The organism is Paracoccus benzoatiresistens, from assembly GCF_026913015.1.
GTDB classification, from domain to species: domain Bacteria; phylum Pseudomonadota; class Alphaproteobacteria; order Rhodobacterales; family Rhodobacteraceae; genus Paracoccus; species Paracoccus benzoatiresistens.
Window position 1 is genome coordinate 14,520 of the sequence record NZ_JAPTYD010000028.1, and the last position, 20,901, is coordinate 35,420.

28 protein-coding genes are annotated in these 20,901 nt (G+C 62.7%); 16 read left to right on the top strand and 12 right to left on the bottom strand.

Going from position 1 to position 20,901, the window contains the following annotated elements; translation table 11 throughout:
• Window positions 1-53: 53 nt before the first annotated feature.
• On the bottom strand, window positions 54-935 hold the full coding sequence (locus tag OU682_RS15805; RefSeq protein WP_268943139.1) for an SDR family oxidoreductase: 882 nt from the start codon (window positions 933-935) through the stop codon (window positions 54-56).
• A gap of 546 nt (window positions 936-1,481) precedes the next feature.
• Here OU682_RS15805 and OU682_RS15810 point away from each other — a divergent pair.
• The 3 genes from OU682_RS15810 (at window position 1,482) to OU682_RS15820 (ending at window position 4,400) form a co-directional block, all read left to right on the top strand.
• The gene (locus OU682_RS15810; protein ID WP_268943140.1) at window positions 1,482-1,976 is read left to right on the top strand and encodes a DUF3768 domain-containing protein; all 495 of its coding nucleotides are present in this window, start codon (window positions 1,482-1,484) and stop codon (window positions 1,974-1,976) included.
• Window positions 1,977-2,242: 266 nt separating this feature from the next.
• On the top strand, window positions 2,243-4,117 hold the full coding sequence (locus OU682_RS15815; protein WP_268943141.1) for a ParB/RepB/Spo0J family partition protein: 1,875 nt from the start codon (window positions 2,243-2,245) through the stop codon (window positions 4,115-4,117).
• 76 nt (window positions 4,118-4,193) lie between these two features.
• The gene (locus OU682_RS15820; RefSeq protein WP_268943142.1) at window positions 4,194-4,400 is read left to right on the top strand and encodes a hypothetical protein; all 207 of its coding nucleotides are present in this window, start codon (window positions 4,194-4,196) and stop codon (window positions 4,398-4,400) included.
• A gap of 169 nt (window positions 4,401-4,569) precedes the next feature.
• Here the strand turns inward: OU682_RS15820 and OU682_RS15825 are convergent, their stop codons facing one another.
• From OU682_RS15825 to OU682_RS15840, 4 genes are all read right to left on the bottom strand, one after another.
• Window positions 4,570-4,995 carry a type II toxin-antitoxin system VapC family toxin gene (locus OU682_RS15825; RefSeq protein WP_268943143.1) on the bottom strand — a complete coding sequence of 142 codons (426 nt, stop codon included), beginning with the start codon at window positions 4,993-4,995 and terminating at the stop codon, window positions 4,570-4,572.
• Window positions 4,995-5,249, bottom strand: coding sequence for a type II toxin-antitoxin system VapB family antitoxin (locus OU682_RS15830; RefSeq protein ID WP_268943144.1), 255 nt, complete (start codon window positions 5,247-5,249; stop codon window positions 4,995-4,997). Before OU682_RS15830 ends, OU682_RS15825 begins: the two co-directional genes overlap by 1 nt.
• A 376-nt stretch (window positions 5,250-5,625) precedes the next feature.
• Window positions 5,626-5,883 (bottom strand): hypothetical protein, encoded by a 258-nt coding sequence (locus tag OU682_RS15835; protein WP_268943145.1) that lies wholly within the window; start codon window positions 5,881-5,883, stop codon window positions 5,626-5,628.
• A 318-nt stretch (window positions 5,884-6,201) separates the two neighbouring features.
• Window positions 6,202-6,342 (bottom strand): hypothetical protein, encoded by a 141-nt coding sequence (locus OU682_RS15840; protein ID WP_268943146.1) that lies wholly within the window; start codon window positions 6,340-6,342, stop codon window positions 6,202-6,204.
• Window positions 6,343-6,453: 111 nt separating this feature from the next.
• On the opposite strand from OU682_RS15840, the gene OU682_RS15845 reads away from it, so the two are divergent.
• The 7 genes from OU682_RS15845 to OU682_RS15875 all read left to right on the top strand — a co-directional run bounded on the left by OU682_RS15845 (window position 6,454) and on the right by OU682_RS15875 (window position 13,409).
• Window positions 6,454-7,182: an ArdC family protein gene (locus OU682_RS15845; RefSeq protein ID WP_268943147.1), complete on the top strand. Its 729-nt coding sequence runs from the start codon at window positions 6,454-6,456 to the stop codon at window positions 7,180-7,182.
• Window positions 7,183-7,338: 156 nt separating this feature from the next.
• Window positions 7,339-8,688, top strand: a complete 1,350-nt coding sequence (locus tag OU682_RS15850; protein WP_268943148.1) for a tyrosine-type recombinase/integrase — start codon at window positions 7,339-7,341, stop codon at window positions 8,686-8,688.
• Window positions 8,685-10,472, top strand: coding sequence for a hypothetical protein (locus OU682_RS15855; protein WP_268943149.1), 1,788 nt, complete (start codon window positions 8,685-8,687; stop codon window positions 10,470-10,472). Before OU682_RS15850 ends, OU682_RS15855 begins: the two co-directional genes overlap by 4 nt.
• Window positions 10,469-12,631: an integrase gene (locus OU682_RS15860; protein ID WP_268943150.1), complete on the top strand. Its 2,163-nt coding sequence runs from the start codon at window positions 10,469-10,471 to the stop codon at window positions 12,629-12,631. The genes OU682_RS15855 and OU682_RS15860 overlap by 4 nt, the downstream gene beginning before the upstream one ends.
• Window positions 12,632-12,814: 183 nt before the next feature.
• The gene (locus OU682_RS15865; RefSeq protein WP_268943151.1) at window positions 12,815-13,069 is read left to right on the top strand and encodes a zincin-like metallopeptidase domain-containing protein; all 255 of its coding nucleotides are present in this window, start codon (window positions 12,815-12,817) and stop codon (window positions 13,067-13,069) included.
• On the top strand, window positions 13,066-13,245 hold the full coding sequence (locus OU682_RS15870) for a hypothetical protein (protein ID WP_268943152.1): 180 nt from the start codon (window positions 13,066-13,068) through the stop codon (window positions 13,243-13,245). The genes OU682_RS15865 and OU682_RS15870 overlap by 4 nt, the downstream gene beginning before the upstream one ends.
• Entirely contained in the window at window positions 13,242-13,409 is a 168-nt protein-coding gene (locus OU682_RS15875) for a hypothetical protein (RefSeq protein ID WP_268943153.1), read from the top strand. The genes OU682_RS15870 and OU682_RS15875 overlap by 4 nt, the downstream gene beginning before the upstream one ends.
• A 354-nt stretch (window positions 13,410-13,763) precedes the next feature.
• On the opposite strand, the gene OU682_RS15880 is transcribed toward OU682_RS15875, so the two are convergent.
• Both OU682_RS15880 and OU682_RS15885 read right to left on the bottom strand, forming a co-directional pair.
• Window positions 13,764-14,030 (bottom strand): hypothetical protein, encoded by a 267-nt coding sequence (locus OU682_RS15880; RefSeq protein ID WP_268943155.1) that lies wholly within the window; start codon window positions 14,028-14,030, stop codon window positions 13,764-13,766.
• Window positions 14,031-14,091: 61 nt separating this feature from the next.
• A complete protein-coding gene (locus OU682_RS15885) occupies window positions 14,092-14,319 on the bottom strand; it encodes a type II toxin-antitoxin system VapB family antitoxin (RefSeq protein ID WP_268943157.1) in 228 nt (75 codons plus the stop codon).
• An 85-nt stretch (window positions 14,320-14,404) separates the two neighbouring features.
• Here OU682_RS15885 and OU682_RS15890 point away from each other — a divergent pair, with 85 nt between their 5' ends.
• The 3 genes from OU682_RS15890 to OU682_RS15900 are packed head-to-tail and all read left to right on the top strand — an operon-like array spanning window position 14,405 to window position 15,363.
• Window positions 14,405-14,776, top strand: a complete 372-nt coding sequence (locus OU682_RS15890; protein ID WP_268943158.1) for a hypothetical protein — start codon at window positions 14,405-14,407, stop codon at window positions 14,774-14,776.
• The gene (locus OU682_RS15895; RefSeq protein WP_268943160.1) at window positions 14,766-15,101 is read left to right on the top strand and encodes a DUF3606 domain-containing protein; all 336 of its coding nucleotides are present in this window, start codon (window positions 14,766-14,768) and stop codon (window positions 15,099-15,101) included. Before OU682_RS15890 ends, OU682_RS15895 begins: the two co-directional genes overlap by 11 nt.
• 4 nt (window positions 15,102-15,105) lie before the next feature.
• Window positions 15,106-15,363 (top strand): DUF982 domain-containing protein, encoded by a 258-nt coding sequence (locus tag OU682_RS15900; protein WP_268943161.1) that lies wholly within the window; start codon window positions 15,106-15,108, stop codon window positions 15,361-15,363.
• 4 nt (window positions 15,364-15,367) lie between these two features.
• Here OU682_RS15900 and OU682_RS15905 read toward each other — a convergent pair whose 3' ends face one another.
• Entirely contained in the window at window positions 15,368-15,541 is a 174-nt protein-coding gene (locus OU682_RS15905; RefSeq protein ID WP_268943162.1) for a hypothetical protein, read from the bottom strand.
• A gap of 21 nt (window positions 15,542-15,562) precedes the next feature.
• Between OU682_RS15905 and OU682_RS15910 the strand changes: the two genes are divergently transcribed.
• Window positions 15,563-15,847, top strand: a complete 285-nt coding sequence (locus OU682_RS15910; protein WP_268943163.1) for a hypothetical protein — start codon at window positions 15,563-15,565, stop codon at window positions 15,845-15,847.
• Between the two features lie 55 nt (window positions 15,848-15,902).
• Here OU682_RS15910 and OU682_RS15915 read toward each other — a convergent pair whose 3' ends face one another.
• Entirely contained in the window at window positions 15,903-16,571 is a 669-nt protein-coding gene (locus OU682_RS15915) for a TetR-like C-terminal domain-containing protein (protein WP_268943164.1), read from the bottom strand.
• Between the two features lie 564 nt (window positions 16,572-17,135).
• Between OU682_RS15915 and OU682_RS15920 the strand changes: the two genes are divergently transcribed.
• Together OU682_RS15920 and OU682_RS15925 are read left to right on the top strand one after the other, a co-directional pair.
• Window positions 17,136-17,780: a hypothetical protein gene (locus OU682_RS15920; protein WP_268943165.1), complete on the top strand. Its 645-nt coding sequence runs from the start codon at window positions 17,136-17,138 to the stop codon at window positions 17,778-17,780.
• 5 nt (window positions 17,781-17,785) lie between these two features.
• On the top strand, window positions 17,786-18,223 hold the full coding sequence (locus OU682_RS15925) for a hypothetical protein (protein ID WP_268943166.1): 438 nt from the start codon (window positions 17,786-17,788) through the stop codon (window positions 18,221-18,223).
• A 339-nt stretch (window positions 18,224-18,562) separates the two neighbouring features.
• On the opposite strand, the gene OU682_RS15930 is transcribed toward OU682_RS15925, so the two are convergent.
• From OU682_RS15930 to OU682_RS15940, 3 genes are read right to left on the bottom strand one after another with little or no spacing between them, the layout of a single operon-like run.
• On the bottom strand, window positions 18,563-18,970 hold the full coding sequence (locus OU682_RS15930) for a hypothetical protein (RefSeq protein WP_268943167.1): 408 nt from the start codon (window positions 18,968-18,970) through the stop codon (window positions 18,563-18,565).
• Window positions 18,967-19,668 (bottom strand): hypothetical protein, encoded by a 702-nt coding sequence (locus OU682_RS15935; protein WP_268943168.1) that lies wholly within the window; start codon window positions 19,666-19,668, stop codon window positions 18,967-18,969. The genes OU682_RS15930 and OU682_RS15935 overlap by 4 nt, the downstream gene beginning before the upstream one ends.
• Window positions 19,658-20,425 carry a ParA family protein gene (locus OU682_RS15940; RefSeq protein WP_268943169.1) on the bottom strand — a complete coding sequence of 256 codons (768 nt, stop codon included), beginning with the start codon at window positions 20,423-20,425 and terminating at the stop codon, window positions 19,658-19,660. Before OU682_RS15940 ends, OU682_RS15935 begins: the two co-directional genes overlap by 11 nt.
• Window positions 20,426-20,901 lie beyond the last annotated feature (476 nt).

The following is a 20,901-nucleotide window of genomic DNA, read 5'->3' on the forward strand; positions in this document are numbered from 1 at the left end:
TGCCATTCTGTATCGTTGGAGCGGGACGGCCGGAATACAGCCGCCCAACCCCTTCAGTTTCCGGGCGTTGCCGCTGAACCTGCGAGGGTTCCCCCGTCGATCGTCAGTTCCGCCCCCGTCATATATGCCGCTTCGTCGGAGGCGAGAAGAACGGCCAAGGCTGCCACTTCTTCCGCTCTTCCGAACCTGCGCATCGGCGTGTCCGCCACCATCGCGGCTTCCCGCGCACCGCGATCCGGCCCGTCGCCCAACATCGGTTCCCACATCGGCGTCATCACCGCGGCGGGGTGGATGGAGTTGCAACGGATGTTAAGGCCTTGCCCGGCGCAATAGAGCGCCACGGTCTTGGTATGGTTGCGGACAGCCGCCTTGGACGAGGCATAGGCCGCCGCCATCGGAATGCCGACCAGCCCCGACCGGGACGATATGTTGATGATGGAACCTGATCCTTTGGCGCGCATGGCCCGGATGGCATACCGGCAACCGAGAAAGGTGCCATCCAGATTTACCGCATGCACGGCCCGCCAGTCGGCAAGCTGCGCATGCTCCGGATCATGGGCGGCCGGAACGCCTTCGAAGCCCGTGATCCCCGCATTGTTCACCAACACATCCAGGGCGGGAAACCGTTCACCGACCGCGGTCCAGTCGGCCTCATTCGCCACGTCCAGCCGCACAAAGGTTCCGCTTATGTCGTCGGCCACTGCCTGCCCGCCCTCAACGTCAATGTCGGTGACGATTACTTGGGCCGCTTCGTCAGCGAAGGCCTTGGCAATGGCTGCGCCGATACCGCTTGCCGCACCGGTTACCAGCGCGGTCTTTCCAGAAAGTCTGGGCATGAATATCCTTGAGAAAGAGTGAAGCTGGAACATTGCCGCGCCGCGCAGCTGCTCCGAACAGTCCGTCGGCCGATTACCGGTGCCGCTTGTCCATGTCATTCACTCCGCTCGGATATCGGAAGCCTATGGGCGACGCACGCCACCGTCAAGGATAGCGTGGAACTCCGCCCAAAGCGAATGTCAGGTCTGGGCTCTTCGCGTCAATAGAATGAACCCGGCTCAAGCGCCGGCTGGGGAAGTTCGACCTTAAAAAGATACCGGAGAGGCCCGCGCGCGGCGCGGGCCAAGATGATCCTTTTGCCGTTCCGGGGGATCGACGGGCTTTCGCCCGCTCACCCCCGTCCGCAGCCTTTTTGTTTTCCTGTCCGCCACGCATCCCCGCCCGAGCCGGTCAAGGGGCAAGCGCCGCCCTGTGGGCGTCGTCATCCAGGCAGGCCGTGTCCTCGCCCGTTCCGGGCTGCGGGCCGCACCACCCCGCCTTCCCGACCCCGTGACAGTCTCGGCCGGGGCCACGGGCAGGGCTGCGCCCTCCCCGCTCTGCTTTCCGAAAGGCATGGGCCTTTCGAGATAGCAGATCAGGAAGGCTCGCCCATCGGCGGAACGGGCAGAAGACCCGGCCGCCCCGTCGCTAAAGGAGAGCCACACATGGCACATCTCAATGCCGCCCCGGCAGACACGACCGCCAGCGTTTTTCGCTGCGCGTCCTGCCGCGATCACTACGAGTCCGAGGATGCAGGCCCCGGCCTCTGCCCCATTTGCAACCCCGACGAGCAAGCCCGCGTCCACATGCTGCGGCTGCTGATCGCGGAACAGAACGATGCCTTCCGTCGCGCCCTGGGCTTCGCGGCCCTTTGGCGCGGCCAGCATCTGAAAGGCCGCACTGTCGCCACGCCGGGCTTTCGCGCCATTCCGGAGCGGACCCAAGCCGCGCTGATGAACGCGGTGATCACCTTCACGGACTGGACCGAGGACAACGACCCTTCCGAGGATCATTCCTTTGGCCGCGTCGAGGCGTATGGCGTGGCGATCTTCTGGAAGATCGACCTTTACGACACCGCCTATCACTTCGGCGCGGAAACCCCGTCCGACCCCGAGCAGACGCGACGTGTTCTGACGCTTTACCTGCCGTCCGAACACTGACCCCGCAATCGGCCTGCTGTGGCTCCGTCAGCAGGCCGAACCGTCCCGCACAGTCAGCATGAAAGGGGGTGAAACCATGAGCAGAGAAACCTTGCAGCGCCGCCTCGCAGAAGCGTGGGCGCTTGTCAGGAAGGGCGACAGCTTCGGTATCGGCCGCCGCTTCCTGATCCAGCACGGCGCACTTTGAAAAAGCCCGCCCTGCCCCCACGGCCATGAGGGCAGGGCATCCATAACAAGAAATCATCTGTCGCTAAAGGACCATTCCCATGAAACGCGAAACGATCGCCCCGGCCTCCATCCAGTATTTTCCCTTGGCCCACCTCTATGTGTCCGACCTGAACCCGCGTCAGGACGTCGACCCCGAAGGCATCGACCTGCTGGCCGACAGCCTTGCCATGATCGGTCTTATTCAGAACCTCTCGGGCCTCCTTGATGCCGAGGGCCGCGTGGGCATTGTCGCCGGAGGCCGCAGGCTGCGCGCCATCGCCCGCGCCGTCGAGCGCGATGCTACCGTGTCTGAGCGGCACCCGGAACTGGCCTCCATTCCGGTTCGCATTGCGCCTGACGAGGCCACTGCCCGCGCATGGGCCAGTGCCGAAAACGCGGCGCGCCAGGACTTGGCGCCCGTCGAAGAAATCCGTGCTTATGGCCGGATGAAGGAGGCGGGCGCAGACGTATCCGCCATCGCCCGCAGCTTCGGCAAGACCGAGGCCCATGTTTACCGCCGCCTTGCCTTGGCGGCGCTGCCCGGCCCGGTTCTGGATGCGCTGAAAGGGAGCGAGATCAGCCTTGGCATGGCGAAAGCCTTCACCGTGTCGCAGGACGAGGCGCTGACCCTGACCATCCTGGCCGAGGTGAAAGGCCGCGACGTCTCCGAGCACCGCATCAAGCAGGCCTTGCAGCCTGAAGCGGTCAGCGCCACTGACCGCCGCGCGCGCTTTGTCGGACTGGACGCTTACGAGGCCGCAGGCGGCAGGCTGACCCGCGACCTCTTCAGCGACACCGTTACGCTGCATGATGCCGAGCTGTTGCAGCACCTCTTTACCGAGCGGCTGAACGCTGAGGCCGAGACGCTGGCGACAGCAGGCTGGAAGTGGATCGAGGTCGAGGCCGATGAGTATGTGTCCTATGCCGTCACCGGGAAGCTGGCCCGCCTTTATCCGGTCGAGGGGGTTCTTACGGAGGAACAGGCCGAGCGGTATGACGAACTGGCCGAACTGGCGAACGCCAATGCACTGGACGAGGCCGGGCAGGCCGAGCTTGACGCGTTGAACGCGATCATCAAGGGCGACTTCACCGACGCGCAACGCGCCGTGGCGGGCTACTATGTCTATGTCGGCCACAGCGGGACCCTGCAAATGAGCGGCCCGTGGGTGCGGACCGAGGACCGGGCCGAGGCCATCGAGGCCGAGGTTCTGACCGGCCATGCCGCCGGTGCGACCGGCAGCGATGCCGCGCCCGCGCCAAAGTCGCCCTATTCCGGCGCACTGGTCGAGGACATGAAGGCCATCCGCTTGGCCGCGATCCAGACCGCGCTGTTGGACAAGCCGGAGATGGTGTTCGACCTGCTGGCCTTCGGCTTGTCGCTGGCCTCGGGCGTCAGCACCACCGTCTTTGACCTGTCGCCGGGACGCCCCAACAGTTGCCCGAGCAAGACGGACGGGCTGGACTGGTCCGACCGGCTGGCCCATCCCCCGGCAGGACATGAGGCATGGAGCCGCCCGGAGTTGCGCATCGAGGATCTGGCCCAAGCCTTCCGCGACTTCACGGCGGCAGGCAAGAAGGCCCGCAATGCCGCACTGGTGGAAGGCATGGCGCGGACCCTGCCCTATGGTGCAGGCAATGCCGATTTCTTCGCACTGATCGAGGCCGACAGCGGGGCAAGCATCCGCAAGGTCTGGACACCGACCGCCGAGAACTTTTTCAACCGCGTCAGCGCCGATTTTCTGGACAGCCTGCATCTGGACCTGACCGGCTGCGATCCCGAGGGCAACGGCTTCAAGGCCCACAAGGCGCAGAAGAAAGCGGAAAAGGCCCGCTGCATGGAACGGCTGTTCAGCGATGCCGAGTATCAGAGGGCATGGCGTATCACAGCGGAAGCAAAGGCCCGGATCGACGCTTGGGTGCCGGGTTGCTTCTGATCTGAAAAAAGCCGGGGGCGCAGACGACCAAGACCCCGCCCCCGGATTACGCTAAAAAAACAGGGGAAGCAGGCACATGCCACAACAACCTATAGATGAGCAAGGCCCTGCGCCTGAACAGATCGACGCCTTGCGGGCCTATCGCGACCAGCATGGCAGGCGCTGGAAAAGCCGCCTTCTGGCCGAATGGCTATCCTCGACGGGCGACGAAGGGCCGGAGCTTCGCCAGTTCCGCAACACCTTTGGCCCATCCTGGCTGCTGACCTGGCGCCAGCCCGACTGACATTCTCATTTCTTCAGCGACGAAGGTTCACTTGGCCCCGCTCTGCGCGGGGCTTTTTTGCCTTGGCTGGCTAATTTCCCCTGCCCTGTCACCGGCAGGCCGGCGCCAGGACAGGGGCGGCGCTCAGGCCGCGCCGCGCCGCCGCTGCGTGGCCAAGCCATTCGCCGCTTTATGCCAGATCAATCTGGGAGAAATCATTGCCTTTGTAGAGCAAGGGTCCATGGCAGGCTTTCGCGCAGGCATAGGACAGCGCATCGCCCATGTTGAGTTGCGCCGGGTGGCCAACCATCTTGCCATAGGCCGAGAGGGCACGGATCGCCTCGTCGCCCATGCTGGCCGTGATGGGCATGTCCTCGGCTTCAAGCGCCTGCAGCAGCTCATCGACAAACGCTGTGGCGGCGGCAAAGTCCTCGGCTGTCGCCGGGCCTTTGCCGCGCCGCTCCACCCGCTTGCGCACGAGCGCAAGAACCGCCTCCAGGCGAACCACGGGCGAATAGCGCAGCGTGCCCCGAGCGGCCTCCATTGCTGCCAGGAACGCAGGACCGTCTTCCTCCTGCAAGAGAACGGCGGCAACAACGCTGGCGTCGAGAAACATCAGTCCTCGCCCCACTGCTCATCCATGAACGCCTTGTCCGCCGCCATGTCGCTGTAAGGCGACACAAACCCGGCCTCCGCCGCGCGGCGCTGGATCCGTGCGACCCGCTCCGCCAGCGTTTCCTTATCGGCGAGAGCCTTCAACTGATCGGACAAGGCCCGGCGAACAGCCTCGGTTTTGTTCGTCAGGCCGGTCGCTGCGAGATACTGCTCAACAAGCGTATCGACTGCAGGGTCCTTGATGTAGAGTGGCATGGTATATCCTCATTGACGGCTGAGTATATCCTTCTAAGGATATAACAACAACAACGATCGGGATATACTTTTGCTCTGCCATGGGCGTCTCCCTTCGGGCCGCGTCCCCGGTTCCGGCCGGCGAGCCGGCCTCCACCCGAGCTCGTCAGGACGATGCGCCTGGCTGCGGTGCGCGGATGCCTGTCTCGTCCGAGCCAGCCCCTCGCACACCGGTCCTGGTCGCCCTGCCCTGCCGATCTCATCCCTTCGGGCGGGACCGCTGACGCAGTTATCCACAATTTTCGTGGATCGTTCTGGGGATAACAATAAAGGAAGAGGTGGCGGTTGGCTGAGGCGTCCCGTTCCCTTATGGGCTCTCCTTCGGGCAGCTGTCTTGCTACAGCATTAGAAGCTTGGTGATCAGGTCTTCATCCGTTTCGCGCGGCTTGTGCGACGGTTGGTCAACAACTGTGATCTGCTCTTGAGTGGCAGGCGCTCCCGGGACGGGCCGTCTGGCGCTGCGCAGGTTGATGATGGCCCGGTCTGCCATGTCGTTGGCCGCCGTCGCCGTGAGACCAAGCTCATCGCAGGTGTGGGAAATCCTCTTTCTGATCTTTGTTTCGGTTGTCGTTTCGTCAGGCAGTTTGTGCGTCACGAAGGTGCTCCCCATGCCACGTGGTGACTTAAGCATTGATCGCAGGGACAGCACAGCGCAAAGGGTCGCGGCTCACGTTCCTTCGCGTCTCGTGATGGCGCGCGCGCCGTTCGCTACCGTGCAAGGCCCGCCGCTCGAAGAGGCGGCACGCGGGATAGCGTCTCACCTGAGGAGGCTTTGAGATCCCGGCTCCTCGCCGGGATCGCGCCAGACACCATGGCCAGCCCAGGGGATCAACGCGGCCTGCGGGCCGCGCTCACCCCTGCGCTGACGATCCTTTCCTTTGCGAGTTCCGCCCAACAGACCTGAGCGGCCTTGTCAAAGGACAAGCGCCGCGGTGCCCGCGGCGTCTCCGGCAGGGGCCGTGTCCTCGCCTGCGGCTCCGGGCCGCTCCACCCCCTGCCTGCGATCCATGACAAGCCCGCCCAGGCCCGTGGTCGGGGCTTCGCCCTCTCCCACTCTGTTCCGCCGAATACATGCGTATTCGGTCAGACCAGATCGGCCGAGGCGCAGCCCATCGGCGGAAGGGGACAAGGGAGCCCCGACGCCTTCACTGGAAGGAGGCCACAGATGGCTGACAAGTTCGATCTCTACGCCCACGTCACCGACAGCATCATTGCCAGCCTCAAAGCGGGCACCCCGGCATGGCGCAAGCCATGGACGGGCGAGAAGGGCGGCGCCCCCTTCCCGCTGCGGAGCAACGGCGAAGCCTATTCTGGCATCAACGTGCTGATGTTGTGGCTTGCCGCCGACGCGAAAGGCTACCACGCCGCCCGTTGGTTTACCTACAAGCAGGCGCAGGAGGCAGGCGGACAGGTCCGCAAGGGCGAGAAATCGTCCACCGTTGTCAAATACGGGACCTTTGAGCGCGAGGACGCGGAGACGGGCGAGGAACGCCGCCTGCCCTACCTGAAAGCCTATCGCGTGTTTAACGCCGAGCAGATTGACGGCTTGCCCGCTGAGTACTACGGCACGCCCGCTGACCCCGCCTGCAACCTTGGCACGGAAGCCGACCCTGCCCTTGACGCATTCTTTGCCGGGATCGGTGTCGAGATCCGCACCAGCGACGACCCGCGCGCCTACTATGACCCGGCGGCCGACTTCATCCACATGCCGCCGATCAGCACCTTTTACGATGCAGCCGGATTTTACGGCACCCTTGCCCATGAGGCCGTCCATGCCAGTGGTCACAAGAGCCGCCTTGACCGATTTTCGCGCTTCAACGACCGAAAGGCCTATGCCTTTGAGGAACTCATTGCCTTATCTGGACAGTGTGCGCCACTCGCCGCTTTGCAGTAGGATCGGGCGATGAACGCCCGTGGTAGACAGTGATCAGGCCGGCCGTAGCGCTGACCTAAGAGCTGGCGGAGGCCGGCCTGATCACTGCCGGGCCATAGAGCGTATCGGGTGTGAGGTCTGCGTTCGGGTGGGGAGTCGGGGGAGGGCTTCGCGCTGATGTCGATCATTACTGTCTGCGAGCATCGTGAGGCCAAGGGTCTTGATGCGCATGTACCGCTGATCCTGCGCGGTGACGCGCTTTATGATCCCGAGCTGGATCGCTTCTTTCTCGACCTGCCGCTGTCAGGTGTCCGCTCGCGGCACTCGCTTCGCGCCTACGCCTATGATGTCGCGGTCTGGCTTCGCTTTCTCGATGCCTGCGGCAAGACTGTGTGGGGTGCGACCCGGAACGATGTGGTGGCTTATCACCGTGAGCGCCGCAGAGACCAAGCTGATCACCGGATCACGGCAGCAAGCTGGAACCGGGCTGTCGCCAGTCTTGATCGCCTCTACCGCTGGGGCGAGCACCAAGGGTTGATGGCCGATGCGCCGTTCAGCCGGGGCGCCGTGTGGCGTCCGGCACAGGGTGGTCGCCGAGGCATGATCGTAGCGCGCAACGACGCTTATGAACGTGTTGCCAAGCGATCGGATGTGCGGTTCGTCACAATGGACGACTACCACCTTTTCCGCGAGGTCGGTCTGCGCAGCCTCACATCTGAGGGCATGGAGCGCCCCGGCGCTCGCGATCGGAACGGGCTGCGCAACGCGCTGTTCGCCGACCTTCTCGTCACCACCGGCCTGCGCCTCGAAGAGGCGTCAGGCCTGCTGGCTGCCGAACTCGCGGCGATCGACCGTGACGGCGACCAGGCCCAACAGCTTTGGCTGCCTCTCCCACCGCCGCTCACCAAGGGCGACCGAGGACGCAGTGTTCTGGTCCCACGCCGCCTGCTTCGCCAGATCGCTGCCTATGTCGCTGTCGAGCGCGCTGCGGGTGTGGTCAAGTTCGCAACGCGCGGCGGCGCGGCCAAGCTCGAACAACCGATCCTTGTTACCTGCGCAGGTCTCAACCGCATGCGCGAGGTCTGCACCCCGGAGGAACGATGCCGCCTGATCGTGTGCGACGAGGATGGAACGCCGCGCGAACCGGCGGCGCTTTGGCTGACCGAAGTCGGGCAGCCGGTCCGTCCCAACTCGTGGGAGGTGATCTTCACTCGGGCCTGCAGCCGGTGTGCGGAGAACGGCTTCTCTCTGTCGATCAGCCCGCACCAGCTTCGCCACACCTTTGCAGTCCATATGCTCGCCTTGCTGATCCAGCAGCGGCTGCGCGAAGCTGCATCTCCGGCGGGTCCGGTGGAGAGCTACCGGCTGATCCTGGGCGACCCGCTGCAACAGGTGCAACGGCTTCTCGGCCATGCGAGCCTCACCACCACCTATATTTACCTCGACCATATCGCGACCCGCGCCGATACGGTGGACGCAGCGGTCGAGGAGCTGCTGGCGCTGCTGCCGGGGCCGCAGGGCACATGAGCAAGCGTCCCCGCAAGGGCCGGCCTGTCGCCTTTGCGCCGATCACCCCGGAGCGACCGCAGCCCGATCCGGTGCATGGCCTCAAGTTCACCATTGAGGCGCGGCATGGCGGGACGGTCCTGGTCGATATGACGGGGTTCGATCCTCGCCCGCTCGCCATTGCCTTCGCCGGTGCACTGCGTCGGATGTCGGCACTTGGCGGATCGATCGGTGCGGCCAGCGTCATCAGGCAGTATGTCCAAGTCTATCGTCATTTCTTCGCCTGGCTTGGCAATGACGCTCCGATGGTAGCCGGCGTCAGCGACCTGCGCGCGGTCCATGTCGATGGTTTTGCATCCGCGCTCGAGCGGCGCGGGATGGGCTCGATCCACCGGCACATAACGCTTGGCAAAATCGTCAATACATTGCGCACGATCGAGGAAGACCGGCCGGATCGGATCGCGCCTGACTTGCACGAGCGGCTGCGCTACACGCTGGCCACACCGGCGGGCCGCTCGACCCCGCGCGATGCTTATAGCCCCTTCGTCGCGCGGGCGTTGCGCGACGCGGCGCGAGCCGATGTCGAGGCGATGTTCCGCCGTATCGCCGCTGACGATCGGACCGACAAAGGGGATCCGGCCATCACCGCCGCTCGTGCCGCTGTCGAAGCAATCATCGCGCAACAGGGCTTTATCGTCGCAGATCAGCCCGAGCTGCAGAGGCTCTATTTGATGCGCATGCGGCGCAAACTGCCAACCGCGACGCTCATCAGCGACCTTCATGGCCAGTATCACATGCTCGCGCACGACCTGCCGGCACTGCTTGTACTGCTCACGCTTGAGACTGGACTCGAGCCCGAGTGCCTGAAGACGCTGGCCATGGACTGTCTCACCAGCACCCATGTCGGCACGGTGGAGCTGCGTTACCTGAAGCGCCGCGCCCGCGGCACCGAGCACAAGAGCATGCGGGTTCGCGATGGTGGAAGTGGCACGCCTGGTGGGCTGATCCGTCGCCTGATCGACATCACCGCCGCCGCCCGCCAGCATCTACCCGGCAATTGTCTCTGGGCCTACCACAACAATGGTGGCCTTCGCGCCGGCGTCGCCGACTTCACGTATCAACTTTCTGCCTGGGCTCGCCGTCACGGCATTGTCGATGACGACGGCAAGGCGTTGCATCTGCTGCTTTCCCGGCTCCGCAAGACCCACAAGGCGCTATGGTACATCAAGACCAACGGGCACATGGTGCGTTTCGCGGTTGGTCACACCCACGAGGTCGCGGCCCGCCACTATGCCGATCTGCCATCGCTCCGGCCCTTGCACGAGGCAGCCATCGCTGATGCTTTTCGCGACGCGGTCGCGGCCTCAATGCCAACCGTGCTCCCGCCTGCGGTCGAGCAGGCCCTGCGCGAAGCACCCGAACAGGGGACGCCGGTGATGCCGCCAGAGACGGTGGGTCCGTTGCTCGACGGCAAACAAGATGTCTGGCTCGCCGCCTGCGCGGGTTTCCATAGCAGTCCCTTCGCCAAGGCCGGCTCGCCCTGCGCGCAGCCCTTCTGGGGCTGTCTCGATTGCCCCAATGCAGTCATTACCGCGCGCAAGCTCCCTGCAATCCTCGCCTTCCTCACGTTTACCGAAGCGCAGCGACGGAGCCTGCCAGCGAACGACTGGGCGGCCAAATTTGGCCGCGTTCACGCTCGCATCACCGCCCAGATCCTGCCGGCGTTCTCCGATGCCGTTATCGCTGATGCGCGCCGGCAGATGGAAAGCGAACGGCTTTATCTGCCGCCGGAGGCATATGCATGATTACCCTTGCCCAGGCTCAGGTAACGGCATTCGACGAGCGCCCCGTGTTGGCGACTGCGGCGCTGAAGGCAGGCTATGCCCGCGAACAGTTGTCGCGCGTTGGCGACCCGATCTGGGATCTTGGTCCCGCCGTATTTCGCGAGAACGCCCGGCGTTGCCACGTCACCGTGCATTTCGACGTGCTTGAACATGCCGATGTGCAGGTGGCGATGCGCGCCTATCTTTATGCCCGGCTCAACGTCGATCTTCCCGGCTACCGCCAGAAGCTGGCGCCTGCGAGCATCCGTCAGGCATTCAACCACGCACGCCGGTTCTTTGCCTTTGCGCGCCTGGCGCTCGGACGACTCGACCTTGGCAGCATCGATCAGGTGTTGGCCGATGCTTATGCCCGGCATCTCCGTGCCGATCCGACCCGGCGACCCGTCATCGTCGGCCACCTCCTCGAAGTGGTCTCTGATCTCTATCACTATCGTGACCATTTCCCTGGTGGTGGCCTTGTATTCGAACCCTGGGCTGGACAGGCGCCCGCCCGCGTCGCTGGCTATCGGTATATCGTGGAGAACCGGACCCCGCGGTTTCCGGAGGATGTCATTGCCGCACTGCTCGCCTGGTCATTGCGATACGTCACCATCTTCGCCAGCGATATTCTGGGGGCTCGCCGCGAGCTCGAACGGCTCGAAGCACGCCGTGATTGCCTTGTCGCCGCCGACTCCGGCTTCTCGGATACTGATCGCCGTCAGCGGCGCTGCACCCGCCTCAAGGCTTTTTTCGATCGCCGGCGTCGTGAGGGGCGTGGCGTGCCGATCTGGGGCACCGCTCATAATGGCAAGGTGCGCGTCGATCCCAATACCGGCATCGTGACCCCACCGATCAACGCCCACCTTCTGCATCTTCATGCCGGGATTGACGCGCAGGCGGAACCGCGCGCGCATCTCATGTTGACCAGCGGCGCGTCCGAACTGATCGAAGCAGCCGCAGCCGAATTGGGCGTCGAAGCGGGCGGAATGGACACGCCGATCTCGATCAATCCCGATAGCGGTCGGCCATGGCGCACACGCTTCGACGCGAAGACACTCGCGTACGAGGAGCGGATGCTTCAAGCCGCCGCCTATATAGTGTGCGCCTATCTGACCGGCATGCGGGATTGCGAGGTGCAAGCAATGCGGCGCGGCTGCCTCTCGATCACGCGCAGCGAGGATGGCCTGATTGAGCGGCATCGTATTCGATCGACTATCTACAAGCGCCGGTCCGCTATGGGCGAGGCAGCAAGCTGGGTGACGGTCGAGCCAGTCGCTTATGCGGTCGCGGTGCTCGAACGCCTGTCAGAAAGACCGGCACGCACAACCGGTAGCGATACGCTCTGGCCCGTGCTACGCCCTGGCGCCCTCACCAAAACGCATCTTTCCAGTGAGGTGGTCCGCCAGCTCAACGCCTTCCGCGACCACCTCAACGCCACCTTCGGCAGCCCCGATGCGCCGGTCATCCCTCCCGGTCCCGATGGCAAGCCGTGGCGCATCACGACGCGGCAGTTCCGCCGCACGATTGCATGGCACATCGCCAACCGTCCGTTCGGCACCATTGCCGGCATGATCCAGTACAAGCATGCCTCGGTGGCCGCGTTTGAGGGCTATGCCGGAACCAGTGCATCGGGCTTTCGCGCCGAGGTCGAGGCGCAGCGGCGACTTGGGCAGAGTGACGACTTGCTGGACTATTTCGACCGGCGGCAGGGCGGCGCATCGCTTGGCGGCCCGGCGGGGCCGCGCATCGCACGGATGCTCGACGATGCCGCTGTTCAGCTTGGGCCTTTGCCCGCGATGGTCGCCGATCGGGCCCGCCTGCGCGTCATGCTCGCCAGCGTTGCGCGCACCTTCCATGTCGGCCCACTCGCAGATTGTTTCTTCGATCCCGCGACCGCGCTTTGCCTCAAGCGTGTGACGACCGCCAATCCCGCGCAACCGCTCACCACTCTGTGCGAGCCGACCCGTTGTCCCAATGCCTGCATCACTGCCCGCCACAGGCCTGCGTGGGAGCGTGCGGCCGCTGATGCCAAGACGCATTTACGCGAACGGCGCATCTCCGATCTCCAGCGCCATGCGCTCCAACGTGAGCTCGATCGCCTAACCGCAGTGATTGCCGGGATCGATCCTCCTGCGCCGTAGACCGCCCCGGCTGTGGGCGGATCCTGCGCAGGTTGGCGCGCCGCAAGCCACGTTTCGCCAAGCTGCTCCGTATCATTTCACCCCCAAGGGGCGGCCGCCGCTTGAGCGGACTCCTCCCGTCGGTCTTGCCGCCGACTTCAGCCTCGAGGGAGCCATGGGGTCTTGGCAGTGCTTAAGGAACCGATGGCTTTTACCTTACAGCCGACATTTTCCTCTGGACTGTCAGGATATATTGCCGAGATCGGCAACTGCATGGTTTGCGCCCACCTTGGCTGGACCCCCGATTTCGGACAGTCCGGCGCTTACATCCAAAGCTGGTTGCGCGCCCTGAAGGACGACAAACGTCTCATCTTCAAGGCCGCGAGCGAGGCGCAGAAGGCCGCCGAATGGATGATGAAAGGCCAGTTCGCCGAAGGTAAAGAAAAGGCCGCCGCGTGAGCAGGGCCCACCTCCTGCCGGAGTTGTCCTGCCGCACATGCGGCAGGCTCAACCCTTGGGTTTATCTCGCGCCGGTGGTGGTCGCGGGATCTGGCACCTGCATCTGCATGGACTGCGCGGCCGCGCGTGGCTGGCTGGATGCCGCCGGAAACCTCAAGCCGGGGATCGCGCTATGACCACCTACGAGCTCCGCGACGATCCCGACGACCTGCCCATCATCTGCGCCACCCTGGCCAAGGCGGAACGACGCAGCCGACGCCGCGCCGCCCGCCTCGGCATTGAGGTTCTGATCTACAAAATGGACCCGAGACGCGGAGAGCGGTTTATCGGCGCAATCTGACACCCGGCCCTCGCACCTGCGGGGGCCCTTTCCTGCCGATCAGGTTGACCAGGTGGGGCGAGACCGCCGAGCCGGCCCCGCGCCACCTAGCCCTGCGCTACCGCGGGGGAGCCGCGAACGCGGCGAGGTGGAGACGGCTGCGCCGTCGCCCGATGCAGGATGGCAAGAGCCCCGCCCAAAAAAGGGCGGGGCTCGGATCCAATAGGAGGGAGTGTAGTTCAACTCAGAGTTGCGAAGAATGTTCCGTGAGCTTTGGTCGGGTAACGAACGGTCTGCTTGCTGTCGGGTCAGCTCATATCTTCTGGGTGGTCGCAGCCCATACTTCGGCCAGCCAGAGTCAAAGATGGTGCGGAGCTACCGAACCTTAAGGCTGCCGCGCCAGCATGATGGGGCCGTCATTCCCCGCCATGCCGTCCAGTTCTCTTGCGTGATCCGACCGATGGCCGGTTCATCGACCTTGAGAACCTGCAGCAGACTGTCGGAGTTCGCGGTCGCCAGTTCCACGTCCTCGGCTGTTAGGCCGCGCGTGTCCGCAGGGTTTTCGGCCGGGGCCATGACCACATTGCGGCGCACGCTGACCGAGGTCTTGCAGGGCCTCCGGCTGCCCTTGATCTTTTCCACCAGCAAGGCCCGTCAGAACTGTTGCCAAGAATGGGAAGGAAGGCAGAGTTGTCGATGAACATCAGCGTTTGCCCTTCGGGGGAACAATCCGCGTGGACTTGAAGCCGTAATCCTTCACCTTCTCCTGCAAGGCGGCAATCTGACCATCGATGGTCGGCGCGGACCGCTGGCGCTCGATCTCGTTCTGGATGGCCTGGCGCACGGCTTCCGTTTTGGTGACGCCCATTATCTCTGCCAGCGCTTCCGCCAGATCGTTCAGGCTATCATCGTGGGCCGAGAGTTCGCCCATGTGCGTTCCGCCTTGTATGCGCAGTATTTGCCGCCCAGGCTATACACACGCATATTGGTCCGGCAAGTCGATGCACGGTGAAGCCATGCCACCCGAGACCTTTACCGGACGCATTCGCTTCCTGCTGCTTCAGCCGGTTGATGCCCTACGCTATGCGCACGGCACGCCCGCCGCCACGTTGGGCGGGTTGAAGGCTGCGGCTATGACGCTGCTGCTGGTCAACTTCGCCTTTGGCCTGACGCTGTATCATCACGGCGCCATGCTGGATGCCGTGCTTGGCATCAGCTCGGGCCTGCACACCATCCTGGTCTATGCGCAGCGTGTGTTCGACCTCTTTGCCAGGGCATGTTCCTCTATCTGGTCATCCTGCGCCGAAGAGCCTGATATTTTCATCTATTTCGCAAGAAGAACAGGAACCTGCGCGGTAAAGGCTGGTTGCTACAACCATGAGCGATAAGCCACACCCGCCGACGAGGCGACCCGACCTGCCGCCGCGCCTCAAGGAACTGGCTCGAAGGCTGGTCGAGACGCTGCGCCAGGCTCGGCTGGAAACAAGGCATGCCACATTGCGTTCATCCTTTGTGGTGGTAGAGGAAACGATGAGTAAGGAACAGACAAGCCGGGGCCGTGCCCAGGATCGACTTTTGGTCGCCGGCAAACAGGATCACGAAGTCCGCTACGAGGCCAAGAAGATGGACCTGTCCAAGGAGGAGGTGCGCAACGCCGTAAAATCCGAAGGCTACAGTCGCGCCAAGGTCGAGCGCAAGCTGTCCGAGGATTGAGGTCATGGCAGACGGCGCAGACGGGCCGCGGCGGATCCGGCCAGTGGCCTACCAGGAGACGAACAGCCGCTTTCGCATCGTCAACGATCTCACCAGCATGGGCAAGGCCCTCATGGAGTACTGTGATTTCTTCGATACTGACTATCTGCGGGCCGCAAAGTCCTGCATCGCCTTTGCTGAAGGTAAGGCATCGCCTGAACAGGTCAGGGCCGATTTCATCCGGGCTATGACTTCATCCGGGGTGTTTGTCCGGGATCACTAGGCGGTCACTTTTCCAGCGCAGGAACCAGTTCACCGGCCGATGGCGCATTGCACATGCGAAGCGCAAAACGCAGTTCGAAGAGAATGCCGTCCCGATCGTTCTTGACTCCCAATGTCTCGGCCTGGCGTAGGGACCTAAACACCTTGCGGATCACGTCATCGGCCTTGGTCCATTCCATTCCGGTACCAGGTCGGGCACCATGAACCTCATCCAACACGAGCAGGCAATGACGGACAATCTGGCAATGATCGCCTCGGCAATTGTACTGGCTGCACGCGACGCTGCGGCCGACATCGAGCACGCATCGACCGAACTCAGTATTACACCCGAACGGGCGCGCATCCTCAAATCCCTGGCAGACAATTTCTATGCCGTCGCCCATCAGGCAGAAGACAATGACCCTGAAGCGGTCAGGTTTCTGTGCGACATGCTGGGCTTGGACAGGATGCTCGCAGAGTATGATGCGGAATGCAGTCAGCAGTAGGACAGTAGCCCTGCTCCGTGAGGACTGGGCTATACCCCGGATCAGCGAACTGCGGTCATACAGGTCTAAGGTGTGGACGTGACCCTGCCCTTGCCGCTCTGGCATCAGAGGACGAGGGTACGGGCTTGAACAGTTTTCTATTGAACACGCGCACCGCAGTCCGCGCGGCCTCATGATCATTCGAACCAGGCGTCCAGCGGGCCAGATCGCCAAGCATCATCTTGGTGATGACGCCATAAAGATAGGTATGGCTGATCGCTCGCAGCATGATCAGGTCTTCATCGGGATCCAGATAGCCTTCCTCCTGGGCACGCTGCAGCATCTTTAGAACAAGATCATGGATCGACTGCTCATATTGCAGAAGACGCGGATGGGCCTCGAACACGGTGGCAGGCATTTCCCCGACAAGCCGGAACTCCTGGGGATAGAGCCGCGCCCAATCGACATAGGCGACAGCAATCGCCTCCAACTGCTCGACCGGGGACGAGCAGGCGGCAATTTCCCGGGTGATCGTGTGCAGCAGACGTTGCAAAGCCACGTCGGCCATGACCGCAAGCAAATGATCCCTGTCGAAAATGACCGCCTTCAGCGCCTCCTTCTCCACGCCGAGCGCCTTGGCCACGACTTTCAAACGCGGCAGCTCGCCCGTCTCGGCTGCGATGCGGCTGGCTGTGGTGATGGCGGCTGAGAGCAGATGTTGGCCGGGCTGAAGGGTGACACTCATAAGATTCAACGGGTGATTGCGGGCGAGGTTTCTTAGTTTCGCATAAGGCATTGCCGGGAAAAGCGAAAGGAAATGAAAGGTTGCTCCAGAACTTTGGATTAAGTGTGGCAAAATCCTCGCTCCGTGCCGCATCTCGGCTGTGCCGGGACCGCGTTTCAGGCTACGGCCGGCAGGCGCCGGCCTTCGCCCCGAGCCTGGACCCTGCCCCTCTATTGCGCTTTGTCCCGCGCCGCCTGTCTCGTCCCGAGCCAGGGCCTGCGGACGACCGGGCGGGCTGTAGTGTCAACCGGTCCCATGCTCCCTGGCCTGCGCTGTTCGCGCGAGTTCCGCCTTTGCGGAAACAAGGAGGCGATGACGCCGTTAGCTGAGGAGACGTGCTGGCATAGCAAAGCAACGCAAGACAGTAAAGATCGATGTCGGTCCTGTCATTGTTGATCCTGACAAGGGTGCTCCTGAGGATGGCGCTTGATTTGAACCTTGCAGCCGTGGCAGTTCCAAGACCACTGATCCTCACCCGACCGCCGCGAGGCGGTCGCCCCTGTGTTGTCTGTATTCGGAATGGCCATGAAGAAGACCGCCAAGGTTCCCGTGGAGAAAGCTGCAAAGGCCTTGCTTGTGAAGCACGCCTGCCCGGTGCCGTTTCACGAAGTGCGCACCCGCTTTCTCGGCAACATCGCCACCCCTGAGATGTCGGTATCGCCCTTGCAGGTCATCAAGGGTCTGTGGGGCGGCGAACTTCCCGTCGTCGACAGCATGGATGAGCTCAACAACCTCCTGGAGGTCCTCGTGCAGGGTTTGTGGAACGAGCTGACCCAGCACCAGAAGCGCAGCCAGCCGTTTCGGCTGACCCGCATGTCAATGGCCGCCACGGCTGCAAACCTTGGCCGATATGCCCGCGTTCGCCGCGAGGAACTCGACGGCTTTGTCGAAGGGCTCTTTCACGGTGAGGATGCCATCGATCTGCCCGAGCGAGCGCATGAGGCAGTGGGTCACCTGGGCCAGTTGCGGGCTATGATGGCGGGCATCTGTGACCTTGTGGCGCGTGATCCCCAGGCCGATGACCGCACCAAGCTGGAAACCACCTTCAAGCATGTGCGCGAGCTGAGCCGGATCATGGAGACCGAGATCAACGCGGTTGTGCTGTCCTGCACCCGGGCTCGGCGCCAGATGCTCGAGGGCACTCCCACCGCCAGACCGACGATCCACTGAGCGCCATGTCCTCCGAGGAACGTCTTCGCGAGAAGCTGCGCAAGATCGAAGCGCTTTATGCGGGCGCTGCAACGGCCGGGGAAAAATCAGCGGCAGGCGCTGCAGCAGAGCGCATTCGACGGCGGTTCGAGACGGCCAGCCGAAAGGAGCAGGCCGAGGAGTTCAAGTTCTCGATCCCCGACCCCTGGTCACGTCAGCTCTTTATCGCCCTGTGCCGGCGCTACGGCCTCAAGCCATTTCGCTATGCGCGCATGCACCGCCAGACCGTTATGGTTCGTGCCCCGGCCAGTTTCGTCAACGTGACGCTCTGGCCGGAGTTCGAAGAGCTCAGCCGCGCCCTGACGACCCACCTCAACGACATCACCAGCAAGATCATTCGCGAAGAAGTGCATGAAGCGACCCAAGACGCGGACGAGATCAGCGAACCGCGTCAGCTGCGCTGACAAGTCTTCGGTAGGATCGTAGGCCTGAGGCTTGGCCTCACCGTGCCGCGCGGGAAGCCGGGCGATGCGATCTTTTGTGTGGCGATGCAGAAACTGCCCTTGGCCGGTCAAGGTGACGGTTGCGCCACCGCGACTTGCTGGTCTTATCAGCTCTCTATGTCCTTGCCGGAATTGACGACAGCTTTCTCCCAGATCCATCCGGGCTGTGGAGGGCGTGTTCCGTTCGTGGGCTGCAAGCCCGGGGCGAATGATTTGCCTCAGAAGGATAATTCCGGCTCAAAACCACCCGAGAAGCATGAACTTCGAAAGGCGGAGTTGCTTGCGCGCCCAATGATCGTTTTAGGCGTCGGCATCACAGTCGACCGGGAACGGGGAACCCGTGTCCAACCGGAAGGTCTTGCCGTTGGCCGTCAGCTCGATCTGCGACCCGCTGCGCAGAACGCTGATAAGGCCCGTCCAGTCTTGGCCATCGCGACTGACGGCGGAACCGGAGATCATCTTGCCCTGATGCGTCTCTGTCGAAGACCTGATCAGGTATTCCCCATCCAGCGGATCGCCGTCGAGCGTGATGCTCAGGTGGTTCGTCGGAGGAATGAAGGCGCCATCGGGATCACACACCGCGGTGGCAGAGATCCCGTCACCGGAGGCGGTGTAGATATGCAGACCTCGGAAATCGGTTTCTTCGTCCCAAGCCAAAGCAGGAGACGCAAGCAGACCCAGGATGGCGACAAGTGCGAAACGCTTCATTCTGACAGTTCCTTCATTGTGTCTTCCAGGCTGGCAAACCAGGTCCGCTCGATCTGGCCGAGCAGCAGGTGAGACCGCGGTGCGCTTGCCCCATCGCGAACCTGGGCCTCGATGGCCTGAAGAGTCTCTTTTTTCACGGCAACGGTAAGACGATGGTTCCAGCCGACAGGACCGCTCGGCTCTTCCACGCGTGGGACATAACGAGGTTCAAACCGTATCGTACCGAGGCGGCGGTAAGCCTTGCGCAATACCTTGTCCGGCTTGATGCCTTTTTCAGCCAGGGCGTTCATTGCTGGAACATGCCGGTTCAGGACGCGCAAACGAAGGGTGAGTTGTAGCGTGTCGGCAGACCTGGTGCGCGGCGGCACCACCAAATCGGAGAGGCCGCTGGCGAGCGCTCCATCCTTTGGTTCCGGCCGCGAGCCTGCTTCATCAGCACCAGGCGGCACACCTGAACCTTGTGCACCCCTGGCCTCCCCGTCAGCGTCATTGCCCGCATGATCACCCGGGGGTTGTGACTGGTCCGTTGGCGCGACTGGTGGCTCTTGAGCAGCCTCGGCCACGCGCTTGCGCTTCGCGAAAGTGGCCAGGGCACTCTGATCGAGCGGCTTGAGGATCGGCTCCTTTCGACGGCCCTTCACCCCGTCCTCGAAGCCGGTGGCATCCTCGCGGGTGGTCCGGATCCGATCACGCGGCATCGGACGCCTCCATCTTTCTGTTGTCGAAGATGTTGTTCACGAGGGTTATGGCGTGGGCCAACGCAACCTCGAAGTGGTAGGCCTTGAGCTTCTCGTTGTTGTCATCGCTTTCGCGGTATCGTTTGAGAATGGCGCCCAACGGTCCTAACTCGTCCATTTCCCGGTACTGGGACTTTTCGGGCACCATCGTCACTAGGGGATTGAACTGGTCGATGATCTCGTAGTGCCGCTCGAACTCGCGGGCGGCCAGGTCCTTTGGCTTTGGCGTGCCGCGGACATGGCTCAGCAGATTGGGTTTTACCCTGGACAACACGACATGGAGGGGCGGGATCCTTTCCCCGTTCTCGGCCCGAGATTTCAGATCCTCATACCAATCTATCGTTTCCTGGGTGCGTTCACGGTCACCCTTGGCATTCATGCAAGGGACAACCAGGACGTCTGACACACTTGCGAGATCGACGGCCCAGGAACTGGCTTCACCCTTGGTGTCGATCAGGATGAACTTGACGTCACTTTCATACCGGCCAACTAGGTCGAACAGATCGTCGCCATTGGTCGCCGGCCTGACGATGATCTTGTCATCGACATAGCCTGTTTGCGTCGCTGTTGACCACCAATTGACGATGTCCTTGTTAGGGTCGAGGTCGATGATGAGGCACGTGTTTCCGGTAAAGGCAAAGGCAGATGAAATAAGCTTCGTGATGGTCGACTTTCCGGCCCCGCCCTTGCTGCTCATGATCCCAAGCACAATTGCCATGTGGTTTTCTCCGTTCTCAATTCTTGGCCAAGGTTTCCCTAAAGCCGTCTCAATCAAAATCGCTGGTTGATGAAATGACTGTTCTCCAATGTGCCCATACTGTCATGGCCAAGCGTCATGAACTTACGTCATAAACTAACGTCATAGAACAGCGTCATGCCCTTACGTGATGATTTCGCGTCATTATATTACGTCATCTAGTAACGTCATGTCATGATGTCATGTGATTACGTCATGCTTTTGCGTCATGCTTTTGCGTCATGCTACAGCGTCATGACTGTCCGTCATGATCATGCGTCATGGTGTTTCGTCAGGTCCCATCGTCATGTTTGAGCGTTATGATCGGGTAAGTTGCTTTTCTGGTACGCGGGAGATCGATTTCCGCTGGATGAATAGCCACCCCTCTCCTTGAGGCGGCGGGAAGATCCTGACACTTCTGCCCCCTCCTGCGCCGTCGGAGATGTCTCGCGGTTTCC

Excerpts from the sequence above, each read along its gene's own strand:
- OU682_RS15805 (WP_268943139.1), bottom strand. The coding sequence starts at position 935 with ATGACATGGACAAGCGGCACCGGTAATCGGCCGACGGACTGTTCGGAG.
- OU682_RS15810 (WP_268943140.1), top strand. The coding sequence starts at position 1,482 with ATGGCACATCTCAATGCCGCCCCGGCAGACACGACCGCCAGCGTTTTT.
- OU682_RS15815 (WP_268943141.1), top strand. The coding sequence starts at position 2,243 with ATGAAACGCGAAACGATCGCCCCGGCCTCCATCCAGTATTTTCCCTTG.
- OU682_RS15820 (WP_268943142.1), top strand. The coding sequence starts at position 4,194 with ATGCCACAACAACCTATAGATGAGCAAGGCCCTGCGCCTGAACAGATC.
- OU682_RS15825 (WP_268943143.1), bottom strand. The coding sequence starts at position 4,995 with ATGTTTCTCGACGCCAGCGTTGTTGCCGCCGTTCTCTTGCAGGAGGAA.
- OU682_RS15830 (WP_268943144.1), bottom strand. The coding sequence starts at position 5,249 with ATGCCACTCTACATCAAGGACCCTGCAGTCGATACGCTTGTTGAGCAG.
- OU682_RS15845 (WP_268943147.1), top strand. The coding sequence starts at position 6,454 with ATGGCTGACAAGTTCGATCTCTACGCCCACGTCACCGACAGCATCATT.
- OU682_RS15850 (WP_268943148.1), top strand. The coding sequence starts at position 7,339 with ATGTCGATCATTACTGTCTGCGAGCATCGTGAGGCCAAGGGTCTTGAT.
- OU682_RS15855 (WP_268943149.1), top strand. The coding sequence starts at position 8,685 with ATGAGCAAGCGTCCCCGCAAGGGCCGGCCTGTCGCCTTTGCGCCGATC.
- OU682_RS15860 (WP_268943150.1), top strand. The coding sequence starts at position 10,469 with ATGATTACCCTTGCCCAGGCTCAGGTAACGGCATTCGACGAGCGCCCC.
- OU682_RS15865 (WP_268943151.1), top strand. The coding sequence starts at position 12,815 with ATGGCTTTTACCTTACAGCCGACATTTTCCTCTGGACTGTCAGGATAT.
- OU682_RS15875 (WP_268943153.1), top strand. The coding sequence starts at position 13,242 with ATGACCACCTACGAGCTCCGCGACGATCCCGACGACCTGCCCATCATC.
- OU682_RS15885 (WP_268943157.1), bottom strand. The coding sequence starts at position 14,319 with ATGGGCGAACTCTCGGCCCACGATGATAGCCTGAACGATCTGGCGGAA.
- OU682_RS15890 (WP_268943158.1), top strand. The coding sequence starts at position 14,405 with ATGCCACCCGAGACCTTTACCGGACGCATTCGCTTCCTGCTGCTTCAG.
- OU682_RS15895 (WP_268943160.1), top strand. The coding sequence starts at position 14,766 with ATGAGCGATAAGCCACACCCGCCGACGAGGCGACCCGACCTGCCGCCG.
- OU682_RS15900 (WP_268943161.1), top strand. The coding sequence starts at position 15,106 with ATGGCAGACGGCGCAGACGGGCCGCGGCGGATCCGGCCAGTGGCCTAC.
- OU682_RS15905 (WP_268943162.1), bottom strand. The coding sequence starts at position 15,541 with ATGGAATGGACCAAGGCCGATGACGTGATCCGCAAGGTGTTTAGGTCC.
- OU682_RS15910 (WP_268943163.1), top strand. The coding sequence starts at position 15,563 with ATGAACCTCATCCAACACGAGCAGGCAATGACGGACAATCTGGCAATG.
- OU682_RS15915 (WP_268943164.1), bottom strand. The coding sequence starts at position 16,571 with ATGAGTGTCACCCTTCAGCCCGGCCAACATCTGCTCTCAGCCGCCATC.
- OU682_RS15920 (WP_268943165.1), top strand. The coding sequence starts at position 17,136 with ATGAAGAAGACCGCCAAGGTTCCCGTGGAGAAAGCTGCAAAGGCCTTG.
- OU682_RS15925 (WP_268943166.1), top strand. The coding sequence starts at position 17,786 with ATGTCCTCCGAGGAACGTCTTCGCGAGAAGCTGCGCAAGATCGAAGCG.
- OU682_RS15930 (WP_268943167.1), bottom strand. The coding sequence starts at position 18,970 with ATGAAGCGTTTCGCACTTGTCGCCATCCTGGGTCTGCTTGCGTCTCCT.
- OU682_RS15935 (WP_268943168.1), bottom strand. The coding sequence starts at position 19,668 with ATGCCGCGTGATCGGATCCGGACCACCCGCGAGGATGCCACCGGCTTC.
- OU682_RS15940 (WP_268943169.1), bottom strand. The coding sequence starts at position 20,425 with ATGGCAATTGTGCTTGGGATCATGAGCAGCAAGGGCGGGGCCGGAAAG.